The following is a 15,345-nucleotide window of genomic DNA, read 5'->3' as shown; positions in this document are numbered from 1 at the left end:
CGAGCCTGCTCGCGAAAGCGCCAGTCCAGTCACCAAAAATGTCGACTGACCCGACGCCTTCGCGAGCAGGCTCGCTCCCACCGGTCGTGTTTTCTTCAACTTCGGCCCGAAATGCTGGCGCAAAGCTAGCATTTGTACGGCTCTGCAAATCATTCCTTTGGCTGATTTGACTGTCATGCAGGCGCACTAGAGTACGAATCTCTCCGCCAACACCGTGCAGTCAGAAAAGGGATTCTTATGTTGCAGACTCGGGTCATTCCGCCGGCCGATGGGGCCTACCAGTATCCATTGCTGATCAAACGGCTGCTGATGTCCGGCGCCCGTTACGAGAAAACCCGCGAAATCATCTACCGCGACCAGTTGCGCTACAGCTATCCGACCCTGATCGAGCGGGTTGCGCGGCTGGCCAACGTGCTGACGGCTGCCGGCGTCAAGGCTGGTGACACCGTGGCGGTGATGGACTGGGACAGTCACCGTTATCTGGAATGCATGTTCGCCATTCCGATGATCGGCGCGGTGATCCACACCATCAACGTGCGCCTGTCGCCGGAGCAGATCCTCTACACCATGAACCACGCCGAAGACCGCTTCGTGCTGGTCAACAGCGAGTTCGTCGGGCTGTATCAGGCCATCGCGCCGCAGCTGACCACGGTGGAGAAAACCCTGCTGCTGACCGATCTCCCGGAGAAAACCGCAGAGCTGCCCAACCTCGTCGGCGAATACGAGGAACTGCTGGCCGCTGCGAGTGCGCAATACGATTTCCAGGACTTCGACGAAAACTCGGTCGCCACCACGTTCTACACCACCGGCACCACGGGCAATCCGAAAGGCGTGTATTTCACCCATCGGCAACTGGTGCTGCACACCATCGGCGTGGCGACGATCATGGGTTCGATCGACAGCGTACGCCTGCTCGGCACCAACGATGTGTACATGCCGATCACGCCGATGTTCCATGTCCACGCCTGGGGTTTGCCGTACGTGGCGACCATGCTCGGGCTCAAGCAGGTTTATCCGGGGCGCTACGATCCGGAGTATCTGGTGGAGTTGTGGCGCAAGGAGAAGGTCACCTTTTCCCATTGCGTGCCGACTATCCTGCAGATGCTGCTCAACGCCAAAGCCGCGCAGGGTGCCGACTTCGGCGGCTGGAAAATCGTCATCGGCGGCAGCGCACTCAATCGCAGTCTTTATGAAAACGCCAAGGCCCGTGGCATTCAGCTGACAGCCGCTTACGGCATGTCGGAGACCGGGCCGCTGGTGTCCTGCGCGCACCTCAACGACGAATTGATGGCCGGCAGCGAGGACGAACGCACCACCTACCGGATCAAGGCCGGTGTGCCGGGGCCATTGGTCGAGGCGGCGATTGTCGACGGCGACGGCAACTTCCTTCCGGCCGACGGCGAAACCCAGGGCGAACTGGTACTGCGCGCGCCGTGGCTGACCGAAGGCTATTTCAACGAACCGCAGAAGGGCGCCGAGCTCTGGGCCGGCGGCTGGCTGCACACCGGCGACGTCGCTACGCTCGACAGCATGGGCGTGATCGATATTCGTGATCGCATCAAGGACGTAATCAAGACCGGCGGCGAGTGGATCTCCTCCCTCGACCTCGAAGACCTCATCAGCCGCCATGCGGCGGTACGCGAAGTAGCAGTGGTGGGCATCGCCGATCCGCAGTGGGGCGAGCGCCCGTTTGCCTTGCTGGTGGTCCGCGAAGGGCAGGTGATCGGTGCACGGGAACTGAAGGAGCACCTCAAGCCGTTCGTCGAACTGGGGCACCTGAGCAAGTGGGCGATCCCCAGTCAGATCGCCCTTGTTACCGAAATTCCCAAGACCAGTGTCGGCAAGCTCGACAAGAAGCGCATCCGCCTCGACATCACCGAATGGCAGGCCAACAACAGCACCTTCCTTTCGACTCTTTGAGTGTCTGCTGGCGCGCCGAAACCGGCGCGCCAGACCCACCAAGCAAGCGCTTGGCTTGTGAAATCGAAAAAATCAGCCATCCTTGCCCTGCCGACTTGTGTCGGACTGGCGAAAGGACTGTTCCAGAGTGGTTGGCGGCTGCAAATCACACTTTAGAGGGATCAAGCACTACCACCCGCTGGATATAGTCCGCTCAAGGACTTTTTAGAAACGGAGCACACGCACTGATCGGGGCGAGCAACTCTGGAGCGATTTCGGGCAGCCTTGGCGCCCGGTCCTCCACAGCGTTTTTAAAAGTACTCACTGCCATAACAATAATGCACATGGAGTAGCGTCGATGACCTCAGTAAACCAGTTCTGGCGCCGGGCGAAACTGCCTCTGGCGGTCAGTCTTGCCTCCTCGCTCGCCGGGCCTGCATTCGGCGTCAGTTTCAACGTCGGTGAAATCGAAGGCCAGTTCGACTCGTCCCTGTCGATCGGTGCCAGTTGGTCTACTCAGAGCCCGAACAAGAACCTTATCGGCGTCAACAACGGCGGCCGTGGCCTGTCGCAGACTTCCGATGACGGGCACGCCAACTTCAAGAGCGGCGAAACCTTTTCGAAGATCTTCAAGGGCATCCATGACCTTGAATTGAAATACGGCGACACCGGCGTGTTCGTCCGTGGCAAATACTGGTACGACTTCGAACTGAAGGACGAGAGCCGCGAATTCAAGGACATCAGCGACAGCAACCGCAAAGAGGGCGCCAAGTCCTCCGGCGGGCAGATCCTCGACGCCTTCGTCTACCACAACTACGCGATTGCCGATCAGCCGGGCTCCGTGCGTCTGGGCAAGCAGGTAGTGAGCTGGGGTGAAAGTACCTTCATCGGCGGTGGCATCAACTCGATCAACCCGATCGACGTCTCCGCGTTCCGTCGTCCGGGCGTCGAGATCAAGGAAGGCCTGATTCCGGTCAACATGTTCTATGTGTCGCAGAGCCTCACCGATAACCTCTCTGCCGAAGCGTTCTACCAACTGGAATGGGACCAGACCGTCGTCGACAACTGCGGCACCTTCTTCTCCCAGCCGGACATCGTTGCTGACGGTTGCGACAGCAATCTGCGCGTACTGAACAAGCGTTCGCAGATTCCGGCGATCGCTTTGGGGCCGTTGGCCGCCAACGGTGTGAACGTCGACCAAGAAGGCGTGCTGGTGCGCCGTGGGCCGGACCGTGACGCGCGCGACAGCGGTCAGTGGGGCGCGTCCCTCAAATACATGTTCGAGCCACTCGACACCGAGTTCGGCGCCTACTTCATGAACTACCACAGCCGTGCACCGATCTTCAGTGCAACCGGCGCGCCGCAATCGGTCTACAACACCGCTGCCGGGTTGCCGGGGCCGTTTGCCGCACTCGCACCGCTGCTGGTTGCGGGCAATTCGAATTACTTCATCGAATATCCGGAAGACATTCGTCTCTACGGTCTGAGCTTCTCCACCACTCTGCCTACCGGTACGGCGTGGAGCGGTGAGATCAGCTACCGTCCGAACGCGCCGGTGCAACTGAACTCCACCGACATCCTGTTTGCCGGCGTGCGTCCACTGGGCGGCGCGCTGACCAACGCTTCGTTGCTCACTGGCGTGCCGGGTCAGGATCTGCATGGCTATGAGCGCAAGGAAATCACCCAGATCCAGACTACCTTCACGCACTTCTTCGATCAGGTCATGGGCGCCAGCCGTCTGACCCTCGTCGGTGAAGTCGGCGCGACCTACGTCGGTGGCCTGGAAAGCCGTTCCGACAAGCGTTACGGCCGTGATCCGGTCTACGGTCCGGGTGAGTTGCCGGCTACTGGCACAGTCGATACCTGCGCCAACATCCTCAACAACAGCACCATCAACGGCGCAGGCCCGGGTTCGCCGCAGAACAACCGCAGCCGCAATTGCGAAAACGACGGCTTCACCACGTCGATGTCGTGGGGCTACCGTGGTCGGGCGATCTGGGAATACAACGACGTGTTTGCCGGTGTGAACCTCAAGCCGAACGTGGCCTGGTCCCACGACGTGAGCGGTTACTCGCCAGGCCCTGGCGGCAACTTCGAGGAAGGTCGCAAAGCGGTCAGCCTGGGCGTCGACGCCGAATACCAGAACACCTACACCGCGAGCCTGGCTTACACCAATTTCTTCGACGGCAAGTACACCACCGTGGATGACCGCGACTTCGTGGCGCTCAGCTTCGGCGTGAACTTCTAAGCACTGCATTTCAGGACGAATGAATTTATGAAAATAACAAAGAGTCTGTTCCACGCCGGTGTTCTGGGCCTGTCGCTGCTGGCGACCAGCGTCATGGCGGCGGTGCCTGCTGCCGAAGCGGATAAACTGGGCAAGAGCCTGACGCCGATGGGCGCGGAAATGGCCGGTAATGCCGACGGTTCGATCCCGGCCTGGAAACCGCTGCCAAAAAATGCCGGCAGCGTCGACAGCAAGGGCTTCCTGTCCAACCCTTACGCCAGTGAGCAGCCGCTGTTCACCATCACCGCAAAGGATGTCGACAAGTACAAGGACAAGCTTGCCCCGGGCCAGTACGCGATGTTCAAGCGCTACCCGGAAACCTTCAAGATGCCGGTCTATCCGTCCCATCGCGGCGCCACCGTGCCGGATGACGTGTTCGCCGCGATCAAGAAGAACGCCACCAGCACCAACCTGGTGTCCGGCGGCAACGGTCTGGAAAACTTCGATACCGCCGTGCCGTTCCCGATCCCGAAAACCGGTGTGGAAGTGATCTGGAACCACATCACCCGTTATCGCGGCGGCAGCGTGACCCGTCTGGTGACCCAGGCCACGCCGCAACCGAACGGCTCGTACAGCCTGGTCTACTTCCAGGATCAGTTCGTGTTCCGCGACAAGATGAAGGATTACGATCCGGCGAACCCGGGCAACATCCTGTTCTACTTCAAGCAGAAAGTGACCGCGCCGGCGCGTCTGGCCGGTGGCGTACTGCTGGTGCACGAGACGCTCGATCAGGTCAAAGAGCCGCGTTCGGCGTGGGTCTACAACGCCGGTCAGCGTCGTGTGCGCCGTGCACCGCAAGTGTCGTATGACGGCCCGGGTACTGCCGCCGACGGCCTGCGTACCTCGGACAACCTCGACATGTACAACGGCGCGCCGGATCGTTACGACTGGAAGCTCGAAGGCAAGAAAGAGATGTACATCGCCTCCGACAGCTACAAGCTCGACGATCCGAAACTGAAGTACTCGGACATCATCAAGGCCGGTCACATCAACCAGGACCTGGCACGCTACGAGCTTCGCCGCGTCTGGCACGTCGTCGCGACCCTGAAGGAAGGCCAGCGCCACATCTACGCCAAACGTGACTTCTACATCGACGAGGACACCTGGCAGGCAGCGGTCATCGACCACTATGACGGTCGTGGCCAACTGTGGCGTGTAGCCGAGGCACATGCCGAGAACTACTACGACAAGCAAGTGCCGTGGTACGCCCTCGAAACCCTCTACGACCTGCAGTCCGGCCGCTATCTGGCACTGGGCATGAAGAACGAAGAGAAGCAGGCGTATGACTTCGGCTTCACCGCTACCACCAGCGACTTCACCCCGGCCGCTCTGCGTCAGGATGGTGTTCGCTAAACCTGCGTAAACCCGAGGCCGCATCCTCGTGAAAACGCCCCGACCGGTTCGGGGCGTTTTTTTGCGTGCGGTTTCACGCCGCACCGCTCATGTAGGAGCTGCCGAAGGCTGCGATCTTTTGATCCTGTTTTTGATTCTGGAAAAAGCAAAGTCAAGAGATCGCAGCCTTCGGCAGCTCCTACACGGATTCATCGTGGTCGCGATTGGTCGGTGATGCCGGATTTTGGCGGCGCTGTGTAGGCTTTTTGTAGCCATTTGTAGCAGCGACCTTCATTACCTCTTCGTTTAAGGCTAGGCTGCGGACATCTGCAACGCCGCCAATCGCCTTCGAACAAGAGCCGGCCATGACTGATCTGTCCCCACTTCCGGGTCCCGCAAGCATCACCGTCGCAGCACTGGACGGGCGTTTTTTCCGCCCGCCGCTGCCTGATGGCTATGTCTTGCGGCCGCGCCTTTGCCAGCGTCTGCAGGCCGGGCTCGGAGGTCGGTTGCTGCTGGTCAGCGCCCCGGCCGGGTTCGGCAAAAGCTCGCTGGCGGTGGAGTTCTGTCAGAGCCTGCCGGCGCACTGGCAAAGTCTCTGGCTGGGCTTGAGTCCACGTGACAGCGATCCCGGACGCTTTCTTGAGCGCTTGCTCGAAGGTCTGCAGGACTACTTTCCGGCCTTGGGCGCTGGCGCTCTTGGTCTGCTGAAAATGCGTCAGCGTCATCAGCCATTCGCTTTTGAAGAATGGCTCGACGGTCTGCTTGATGAGCTGGCGCTGCATCTCGATCCTGCTGCACCGCTGCTGCTGGTGCTCGACGACTACCACCTCGCCCAAGGGCCGGTGCTGGATCGTTGCCTGCAATTTTTCCTCAATCATCTGCCCGATGGCTTGCTGGTGATGGTCACCAGCCGTCAGCGCCCGGACTGGCATCTAGCGCGTCTGCGCCTGTCGCGGCAGTTGCTCGAGCTGCACGAACAGGATTTGCGCCTGACCCACGACGAGGCCCTGACCTTGCTCGATCGCCACAGCAGCTCACTGCGCGGCGAAGCACTGGAAAGCCTGATCCAGCGCAGCGAAGGCTGGGTCGCCGGCCTGCGCTTCTGGCTGCTGGCGGTGGCCGAGGCGGGCAACGATGCCGCGCTGCCGCAAGCGCTGAACGGCGGCGAGGGGTTGATACGCGACTATCTGCTCGAAGAAGTCATCGATTGCTTGCCGGCCGAAGTGCAATCGTTTCTCTACGAAACCGCACCGCAGGAACGCTTTTGCAGCGAGCTGTGTGACGCTGTCCGTGAAGCCCATGACAGCGCGGAAATCCTGCGTTTTCTACTCGCCCATCAAGTGTTTCTGGTGCCGCTGGACGAGCACGGTCATTGGTATCGCTATCACCATTTGTTCTCCGACTTGTTGCGCAGCCGGCCAATCGCCCAGGCGATGGTGCCGAACGCCACCCTGCATTTGCGCGCCTGCCGCTGGTTCAATGCGCAGGGCCTGCTCGACGAAGCGGTGGAGCAGGCGTTGCGTGCCGGGCATCTCGATGTTGCGGCGAATCTGGTACAGAACCTGTCCGAAGAACAGCTGCTCGCCGAGCAGAACGTCGGCATGCTGCTGCGCTGGAAAATGGACTTGCCCGACAGCCTGCTGATCAGCACGCCACGGCTGATCGTGCTCTACAGCTGGGCGCTGGGGCTGGCCTGTCAGCTCGACGCCGCTGAAGAGCTGGCCAGCCATTTGAGCCGTTTCCTGCCGGCGCCTTCGGCCACCGCGCAAAAATCCATGCTGGCGCAATGGCTGGCGCTCAGCGGGATCATCGCTCGCGGGCGCGGCCATCGCGAACTGACCCTGCGTTATTGCAGCGAAGCACTGGAGAGCCTGCCGGCCAAACGTTATGGCCAGCGGCTGATGTGCCTGTCGACCTTGTCCAATCTGGCGATCGCCGACGGTGATCTGTGGCGCGCCCGTGGGCTGAACCGTGAATCCCTCGAGCTGGCGCAACGGGTCGGCAATCCATTATTCGAAGCACTGGCTCACTACGACAGAGCTCGAGTCTTGCAATCGCGGGGCGAGATTCTGCGTGCGCTGGATGAAGTGCATCAGGGTCTGGAGCGCTTGCGCGGTCTGTCGCCGCAACGCCTGTACGCCGTACGCGCACGGCTGACGTTGTATGAAGGTTTCCTGCTGGCGATGCGTTTGCAGCCGCAAGCCGCTCGCGTGCGTCTGCTGGCCGGCATTGGCGAGGCGCGCGCCTGTCGCGACATCAGCGTGCTGATCGGGCACTGCGTGATCGCTCGCCTGGACGGCGCCAGTGGCGAATTCGCCAAGGCCTTCGCCGAACTCGCCGAAGCCGAACGCCTGATGCACATCTGGGACGTACCGCCGATCTACTATCTGGCGATGATCACCCTGGTCAAATGCGAACTGTGGCTGGCCCAGGGCCGGATTGATCTTGCCGAGGCGTGGCTTGCACGATTGGGCCAGACCTACACCGGCGAACACGCTGCGGCACCGCCAGAGTTTCATCCGCAGCTGCCGTTGCACGTCGAATTGCAGCAGGCGCTGCTCGATGTGATTCAGGGGCAGCCTATGCTCGCCGAAGGACGCTTGAATGTGTTGCATGAGAACGGCCAGCAGACCGGGCGGCAGTTGCTGAGCGTGATGGCATTGACGCAGAAGGTGGCGCTGTTGCTGTCGAGTGGACGCGAGCCCGAGGCGCGCAAGGTGTTGAGTCAGGCGCTGGAAGCTGCGGCCGGCGGCGTCTACCAACCCTTTGATGCGCTGCTGAAAAACCATGCCGACTGGTTGCGCGGGCAATTGCAGGCGCTTTCCTGCCTCGCCGTCAGCCAGCAATTGCTCACACAGTTCCCAACAGCCGCGCCACGCCCGGCTGTGGAAAGCTCCGCTACCGAACAACTCAGCAGCCGCGAACTGGCGGTGCTGCGCCTGATCGCCCAAGGCTGTTCCAATCAGGAAATCAGCGAGCAGTTGTTCATTTCCCTGCACACCGTGAAAACCCATGCCAGCCATATCAACAGCAAGCTCGGGGTTGAGCGGCGTACGCAGGCAGTGGCGCGGGCGAAGGCGTTGGGGTTATTGCTCTAGCGGCGGTAAAATTCGCCATCGGCCGTTGCCAACGGCGTTGACCCTGTCCAGGATTTTTCCATGACCACGCCCAGCCCTGCGCTTATCCGCGAAACCTTCCCCGTCGGCCCGCTCCAGTGCAACTGCACCATCATCGGCGACCCGCTCACAAAAAAAGCCATCGTCGTCGATCCCGGCGGCAACCCTGATCTGATCATGGCGCGTCTCGATGCCCATGGCCTGAAAGTCGTCAGCATCATCCACACCCACGCGCATCTCGATCACTTTCTCGCTTCCGGGCAGATGAAGGAGAAAACCGGCGCGACCCTGCATCTGCACAAGGAAGACCAGTTCCTTTGGGACAATCTGGAGATGCAATGCCAGATGTTCGGCGTGCCTTACACCCCGGTTCCATCGCCGGATCGCTGGTTGAGCGATGACGAAGAACTGGCCTGCGGTTGCGGTGTGGCACTGCACACGCCGGGACATACACCCGGGTCCATGAGCTTTTGGTTTTCCGAGGCTAAGCTGTTGATAGCCGGCGACACGCTGTTTCGTCGCGGGGTAGGGCGCACGGATTTGTGGGGTGGCGATCAGGCGACCATCGTGCGTTCGATCAAGCAGCGGCTGTATACGCTGGACGAGGATGCAACGGTTGTCACCGGGCACGGCCCGGATACGCGTCTGGGTGATGAGATGCGCGAGAACCCGTTTGTGCGTGCCTGAATTTTTTGTCACGGGCAGCGGGCGGAATTTTTAGGCATTGTCATGATCCAACGCCCGCGCAGGTCCATTGATTGATCAGTGGCCGCTGCACCACAGAATGCAGAAAACCAGGAGCTCTCCATGTTCACCACGCGTCGTTTGATTATTGTCGCTACTGCCGTGGCCGTGCTGTCCGGCTGCGCCTCGCCTAATCCGTATGACAATCAGGGTCAGGCCGACGGTGGCTCGCAAGGCATGAGCAAAACCGCCAAATACGGTGGCCTCGGTGCACTGGCCGGCGCACTCGCCGGTGCCGCCATCGGTCACGACAACCGTGGCAAGGGCGCCTTGATCGGCGCTGCTGTCGTCGGTGCCTCCGCAGCAGGCTACGGCTACTACGCCGACCAGCAGGAAAAGAAACTGCGCGCGAGCATGGCCAACACTGGCGTTGAAGTGCAGCGGCAGGGCGATCAGATCAAGCTGATCATGCCGGGCAACATCACCTTTGCCACCGATTCGGCGAACATTGCCCCGAGTTTCTACCAGCCGTTGAACAACCTGGCCAACTCGCTGAAGGAGTTCAACCAGAACCAGATCGAAATCGTCGGTTACACCGACAGCACCGGCAGCCGCCAGCACAACATGGACCTGTCACAACGTCGTGCGCAGAGCGTGGCGACCTACCTGACCTCGCAAGGTGTCAGCGGTGCCAACCTGTCGGCCCGTGGCGCCGGCCCGGATAACCCGATTGCCAGCAACGGCGACGTCAACGGCCGCGCGCAGAACCGCCGCGTTGAAGTCAACCTGAAAGCGATTCCGGGTCAGCAGTATGGTGGTCAGCAGCAACAGCCGGGTACGGTGCAGCAGTATCCATAAGCGATTGCCTGAATGAAGAAATGCCCGATCCTGTGATCGGGCATTTTTTTGTCTGGGCAGTGCCGGCCTCTTCGCGGGCAAGCCCGCTCCCACAGGGGTCAGGTGTGGAACACAGACTTTGTGGCCACCGCCAATACCGGTGGGAGCGGGCTTGCCCGCGAAAAGGCCAGTGTTGTCACCGCAAAATCAGCCGATACAAAAAAGCCCCCGGACAACAGCATTGTTCGGGGGCTTTTTGTTGGGCGCGAAACCCGATTACTTCTTCAGACCATAATGTTCATCGAGCATGCCAGGGGAATTTGGCGATTTCGGTGCGTAGTCACGCGGTGGCTCCTGATCGCGCGGTGGCGTCAGGCGTTCGCGAGGTGCTTGCGCTGCGTCGGCGTGCAGGGCGGCGATCAGGCGCTGGCGGGTCTGCTCGTCCAGGGCCAGACGATTGGCGCCCTCGGCGAGGTGGTCCTGCACTTCCTGATAGCTCTGGGTCAGTTTCTTGACCAGCATCGCGGTGCTGTTGAAGTGGGTGACCACCTCGTTCTGATAACTGTCGAAACGCTCCTGGATATCATCCAGTTGACGCTGCGTGCGGCTCGGTGCGGCGTTCGGCGCAACGCGCGCGATCAGGAATCCAATGGCGACACCCACAACCAGGGCAAGAGTCGGTAACAACCAAACTAAGAGCGAGTGTTCCACGAGTCCTTCCTCTATAAACGGCTTTGCTTTACGTTAACGGCTCGAACCTGCGCTGTATACCGCGATTCACTCGCAATAGATTGGCACAGACAATTTGCTAGACGAGTCGACCCGATTCGAGGTCACGGAGTTCCTCCCTTGCTGATGCGTGAAACCCCTGTAGTGATTGACGGCCCTGTCGGCCAAATTGAGGCTTTGTATCTGGATAACGAGCAGCCGCGCGGCATCGCGCTGATCTGCCATCCGAACCCGGTACAGGGCGGCACCATGCTCAACAAGGTCGTCTCGACCCTGCAGCGCACCGCGCGCGACGCAGGCCTGATCACCTTGCGTTTCAACTATCGCGGCGTCGGCGCCAGCCAGGGCACGCACGACATGGGCACCGGTGAAGTCGACGACGCCCAGGCCGCCGCCACATGGCTGCGGAAAAAACACCCGGATCTGCCGCTGACCCTGTTCGGTTTCTCCTTCGGCGGATTTGTTGCAGCAAGTCTCGGCGGCCGTCTCGAAGCCCAGGGCGTGCAGCTTGAGCACCTGTTCATGGTTGCCCCGGCGGTGATGCGTCTGGGCGAGGAGGATCAACTGCCGCAGCACGGCGGGTTGACCGTGATCCAGCCGGAAACCGATGAAGTCATCGATCCGCAACTGGTCTACCAGTGGTCGGAACAACTCCAGCGCCCCCATGAGCTGCTGAAAGTGGCAGAATGCGGACACTTTTTTCACGGCAAGCTGACCGATCTCAAGGATCTGCTGCTGCCGCGTCTCTCGAATTGATTGCAGTCTGACAAGCGATTACCCATGACCAACCGTACCCGCATTCTCACCGGCATCACCACCACTGGCACGCCGCACCTGGGCAACTACGCTGGGGCCATTCGCCCGGCAATCCTCGCCAGCCGCGACAGCCAGGCAGATTCGTTCTATTTTCTGGCCGATTACCACGCCCTGATCAAATGCGATGACCCGCTGCGCATCCAGCGCTCGCGTCTGGAAATCGCCGCGACCTGGCTGGCCGGTGGCCTCGATGTCGACCGCGTGACGTTCTACCGCCAGTCCGACATCCCGGAAATCCCCGAGCTGACCTGGCTGCTGACTTGCGTCGCCGCCAAGGGCCTGCTCAACCGTGCGCACGCTTACAAGGCGTCGGTGGACAAGAACCTCGAAACCGGTGAAGACCCGGATGCCGGCATCACCATGGGCCTCTACAGCTACCCGGTGCTGATGGCAGCGGACATCCTGATGTTCAACGCGCACAAGGTGCCGGTCGGTCGTGATCAGATTCAGCACGTGGAAATGGCCCGCGATATCGGTCAGCGTTTCAACCATCTGTTCGGCCAGGGCAAAGAGTTCTTCACCATGCCCGAAGCGCTGATCGAAGAAAGCGTGGCGACCTTGCCAGGCCTCGACGGTCGCAAGATGTCGAAGAGCTACGACAACACCATTCCGCTGTTCAGCAGCGCGAAAGAAATGAAGGACGCGATCTCGCGGATCGTCACCGACTCCAAGGCCCCGGGCGAAGCGAAAGATCCCGATAACTCGCACCTGTTCACTCTGTTCCAGGCCTTCGCCACCCCGGCGCAGGCTGACGAATTCCGCAGCGAACTGCTCGGTGGTCTGGGTTGGGGCGAGGCGAAGAATCGCCTGTTCCAGTTGCTCGACAATGAGCTGGGCGAGGCGCGCGAGAAGTATCACCAGTTGATCGAGCGTCCGGCGGACCTGGAAGACATCCTGCAGATTGGTGCGAAGAAGGCTCGCGCCGTGGCCACTCCGTTCCTCAACGAATTGCGTGAAGCCGTTGGCCTGCGTTCTTTCGTCAATCAGGTTCAGGTGGCCGCGACTACCAAGAAGAAAGCCGCGAAAGCCGCACGTTTCGTCAGCTTCCGCGAGGACGACGGCAGCTTCCGTTTCCGTCTGCTGGCGGCCGATGGCGAGCAATTGCTGCTGTCGCGTAACTTCGCCGACGGCAAAACCGCCGGCCAGGCGACCAAACAGTTGCAGTCCGGCGAGCCCCTGGATGTGCGTACTGAAGAACTGAGCTTCAGCGTCTGGCTGGCCGGTGAGTGCGTGGGCGACAGCCCGGCGTTTGCCGACATCGGTGCGCGGGACGCCGCCATCGAGGCGTTGCGCGTCGCGCTGACTCCAGCTCAAGACTGATCGGCGGCACGACCCGACCAAGGGCCGATTGCCATTCCCACAGGCCGTCGCTACAGTGACGGCCCGTTTTTGTTGCCTTGCTAACGAATTATGACGCCCCTAGAACGATATCAAGCTGATCTGAAACGCCCGGACTTCTTCCATGACGCCGCGCAGGAAACTGCTGTGCGTCACTTGCAGCGTCTGTACGACGACTTGATCGCCGCTGACCAGAACAAGCCGGGCTTGCTCGGCAAGCTGTTTGGCAAAAAGGATCAGGCACCGGTCAAGGGCCTGTATTTCTGGGGCGGCGTCGGTCGTGGCAAGACTTACCTGGTCGACACCTTCTTCGAAGCGTTGCCGTTCAAGGAAAAGACCCGCACGCACTTTCACCGCTTCATGAAGCGTGTGCACGAAGAAATGAAAACCCTGGGCGGCGAGAAGAACCCGCTGACCATCATCGCCAAGCGCTTCGCGGCCGAGTCGCGGGTGATCTGCTTCGATGAATTCTTCGTCTCCGACATCACTGACGCGATGATCCTCGGCACGCTGATGGAAGAGCTGTTCAAGAACGGCGTGACCCTGGTCGCGACGTCGAACATCGTGCCGGACGGCCTGTACAAGGATGGCCTGCAACGCGCGCGCTTCCTGCCAGCCATCGCGTTGATCAAGCAGAACACCGAGATCGTCAACGTCGACAGCGGTGTTGACTATCGTCTGCGTCACCTCGAGCAAGCCGAGCTGTTCCACTATCCGCTCGACGAAGCCGCCCACGAAAGCCTGCGCAAGAGCTTCAAGGCACTGACGCCGGAGTGCACGGCGGCGGTTGAAAACGATGTGCTGATCATCGAGAACCGCGAAATCCGCGCTCTGCGCACCTGCGACGACGTGGCCTGGTTCGACTTCCGCGAACTGTGCGACGGCCCGCGCAGCCAGAACGACTACATCGAACTGGGCAAGATCTTCCACGCCGTGCTGCTTAGCGGCGTCGAGCAGATGAGCGTCACCACCGACGACATCGCCCGGCGCTTCATCAACATGGTCGACGAATTCTACGACCGCAACGTCAAACTGATCATTTCTGCCGAAGTCGAGCTGAAGGATCTGTACACCGGCGGACGCCTGACCTTCGAGTTTCAGCGCACGCTGAGCCGACTGCTGGAGATGCAATCCCACGAGTTTCTGTCGCGGGCGCACAAGCCTTAAGCGGAGTCTCGGCGACAAAAAAGGGCCTGCGATTGCAGGCCTTTTTTATGCGCTGAAGTTTTTCCCTGTGGGAGCGAGCCTGCTCGCGAAAGCGCAGTGTCAGCAACGTCAATGTTGCAGGTAAGTACGTATTCGCGAGCAGGCTCGCTCCCACATTGGATCGCGCAGTTGAGTTACGCAGCCTGCTGAAACTGTTGCCGATACTGGTTAGGCGACAGTTCGGTGTGCTGGCGGAACAATCGCGCAAAAAAGCTCGCATCGTCGTAACCGACCTCGTAACTGATGGTCTTGATGCTTTTGCGCGTGCCCGAAAGCAGGCCCTTGGCCGTCTCGATGCGCAGGCGTTGCAAGTAATGCAGCGGCTTGTCGCCGGTGGCGGTCTGGAAGCGGCGCATGAAGTTGCGGATGCTCATGCCGTGCTCGCGGGCGACGTCTTCGAAGCGGAACTTGTCGGCAAAATGTTCTTCGAGCCACTGCTGGATCTGCAGGATGATCACGTCCTGATGCAGCTTCTGCCCACCGAAACCGATACGTCCCGGCGAATAGCTGCGCTGCACTTCGTAGAGGATGTCGCGGGCCACGGCTTGCGCCACGTTCGCGCCGCAGAAGCGTTCGATCAGATAGATATAGAGATCGCATGCCGAGGTAGTACCGCCGGCGCAGTAGAGATTGTCGGCGTCGGTCAGGTGCTTGTCCTGATTCAGATAGACCTTGGGGAAGCGCTCGGCGAAGGCATTGAAGAAGCGCCAGTAGGTGGTCGCTTCCTTGCCGTTGAGCAGCCCGGCTTCGGCGAGCCAGAACACCCCGGTAGCTTCGCCGCACAACACCGCACCGCGCGCATGCTGTTCGCGCAGCCACGGCAGGATTTGCGGGTAACGGCCGCACAGCGTATCGAAGTCGTCCCAGAACGCCGGGAGGATGATCACATCGGCGTTTTCCAAGCCACCGTCGACTGGCATGACCACGTCGCTGAAGCTTTTTACCGGTTTGCCATCGGGGCTGACCAGGCGCGTTTCAAACGCCGGTGTCAGGCCGTGGCCCAGTTGTTTGCCGTAACGCAGGCTGGCCACATGGAAAAAATCCTTGGCCTGCATGAGGGTGTAAGCGAAAACCCGGTCGATGGCCAGGATGCTGACG

At 60.6% G+C, this 15,345-nt stretch carries 11 protein-coding genes; 9 read left to right on the top strand and 2 right to left on the bottom strand.

Translation table 11 applies throughout. The annotated features are described in order from the left end of the window. The first annotated feature begins 237 nt into the window (after window positions 1-237). From FEE99_RS27325 to FEE99_RS27300, 6 genes are all read left to right on the top strand, one after another. A complete protein-coding gene (locus FEE99_RS27325) occupies window positions 238-1,920 on the top strand; it encodes a fatty acid--CoA ligase (protein ID WP_041479976.1) in 1,683 nt (560 codons plus the stop codon). A gap of 337 nt (window positions 1,921-2,257) precedes the next feature. Further along, window positions 2,258-4,147: a DUF1302 domain-containing protein gene (locus FEE99_RS27320; RefSeq protein WP_143979009.1), complete on the top strand. Its 1,890-nt coding sequence runs from the start codon at window positions 2,258-2,260 to the stop codon at window positions 4,145-4,147. Between the two features lie 27 nt (window positions 4,148-4,174). Next, window positions 4,175-5,539 carry a DUF1329 domain-containing protein gene (locus tag FEE99_RS27315; RefSeq protein ID WP_024014265.1) on the top strand — a complete coding sequence of 455 codons (1,365 nt, stop codon included), beginning with the start codon at window positions 4,175-4,177 and terminating at the stop codon, window positions 5,537-5,539. Between the two features lie 344 nt (window positions 5,540-5,883). Then, complete coding sequence (locus FEE99_RS27310; protein WP_041479974.1) at window positions 5,884-8,619, top strand: LuxR C-terminal-related transcriptional regulator; 2,736 nt, start codon at window positions 5,884-5,886, stop codon at window positions 8,617-8,619. 60 nt (window positions 8,620-8,679) lie between these two features. Beyond that, a complete protein-coding gene (locus FEE99_RS27305; protein ID WP_041479973.1) occupies window positions 8,680-9,324 on the top strand; it encodes an MBL fold metallo-hydrolase in 645 nt (214 codons plus the stop codon). A 120-nt stretch (window positions 9,325-9,444) separates the two neighbouring features. Then, window positions 9,445-10,179 (top strand): OmpA family protein, encoded by a 735-nt coding sequence (locus FEE99_RS27300; RefSeq protein WP_041479972.1) that lies wholly within the window; start codon window positions 9,445-9,447, stop codon window positions 10,177-10,179. Between the two features lie 255 nt (window positions 10,180-10,434). Here FEE99_RS27300 and FEE99_RS27295 read toward each other — a convergent pair whose 3' ends face one another. Next, a complete protein-coding gene (locus FEE99_RS27295) occupies window positions 10,435-10,869 on the bottom strand; it encodes a YhcB family protein (protein WP_016773251.1) in 435 nt (144 codons plus the stop codon). Between the two features lie 144 nt (window positions 10,870-11,013). On the opposite strand from FEE99_RS27295, the gene FEE99_RS27290 reads away from it, so the two are divergent. The 3 genes from FEE99_RS27290 to zapE all read left to right on the top strand — a co-directional run bounded on the left by FEE99_RS27290 (window position 11,014) and on the right by zapE (window position 14,208). Next, entirely contained in the window at window positions 11,014-11,643 is a 630-nt protein-coding gene (locus tag FEE99_RS27290) for an alpha/beta hydrolase (RefSeq protein WP_041480035.1), read from the top strand. 24 nt (window positions 11,644-11,667) lie between these two features. Next, a complete protein-coding gene (locus tag FEE99_RS27285) occupies window positions 11,668-13,023 on the top strand; it encodes a tryptophan--tRNA ligase (RefSeq protein ID WP_041479971.1) in 1,356 nt (451 codons plus the stop codon). Between the two features lie 90 nt (window positions 13,024-13,113). Continuing rightward, the gene (gene zapE / locus FEE99_RS27280; protein ID WP_016773254.1) at window positions 13,114-14,208 is read left to right on the top strand and encodes a cell division protein ZapE; all 1,095 of its coding nucleotides are present in this window, start codon (window positions 13,114-13,116) and stop codon (window positions 14,206-14,208) included. A gap of 173 nt (window positions 14,209-14,381) precedes the next feature. Here zapE and FEE99_RS27275 read toward each other — a convergent pair whose 3' ends face one another. Then, the gene (locus tag FEE99_RS27275; protein ID WP_163012735.1) at window positions 14,382-15,278 is read right to left on the bottom strand and encodes a GlxA family transcriptional regulator; all 897 of its coding nucleotides are present in this window, start codon (window positions 15,276-15,278) and stop codon (window positions 14,382-14,384) included. Window positions 15,279-15,345: the final 67 nt, after the last annotated feature.

The organism is Pseudomonas sp. ef1 (genome assembly GCF_007293365.2).
Classification (GTDB): Bacteria; Pseudomonadota; Gammaproteobacteria; order Pseudomonadales; family Pseudomonadaceae; genus Aquipseudomonas; species Aquipseudomonas siliginis.
This window is presented reverse-complemented; position numbering and strand designations above follow the sequence as displayed.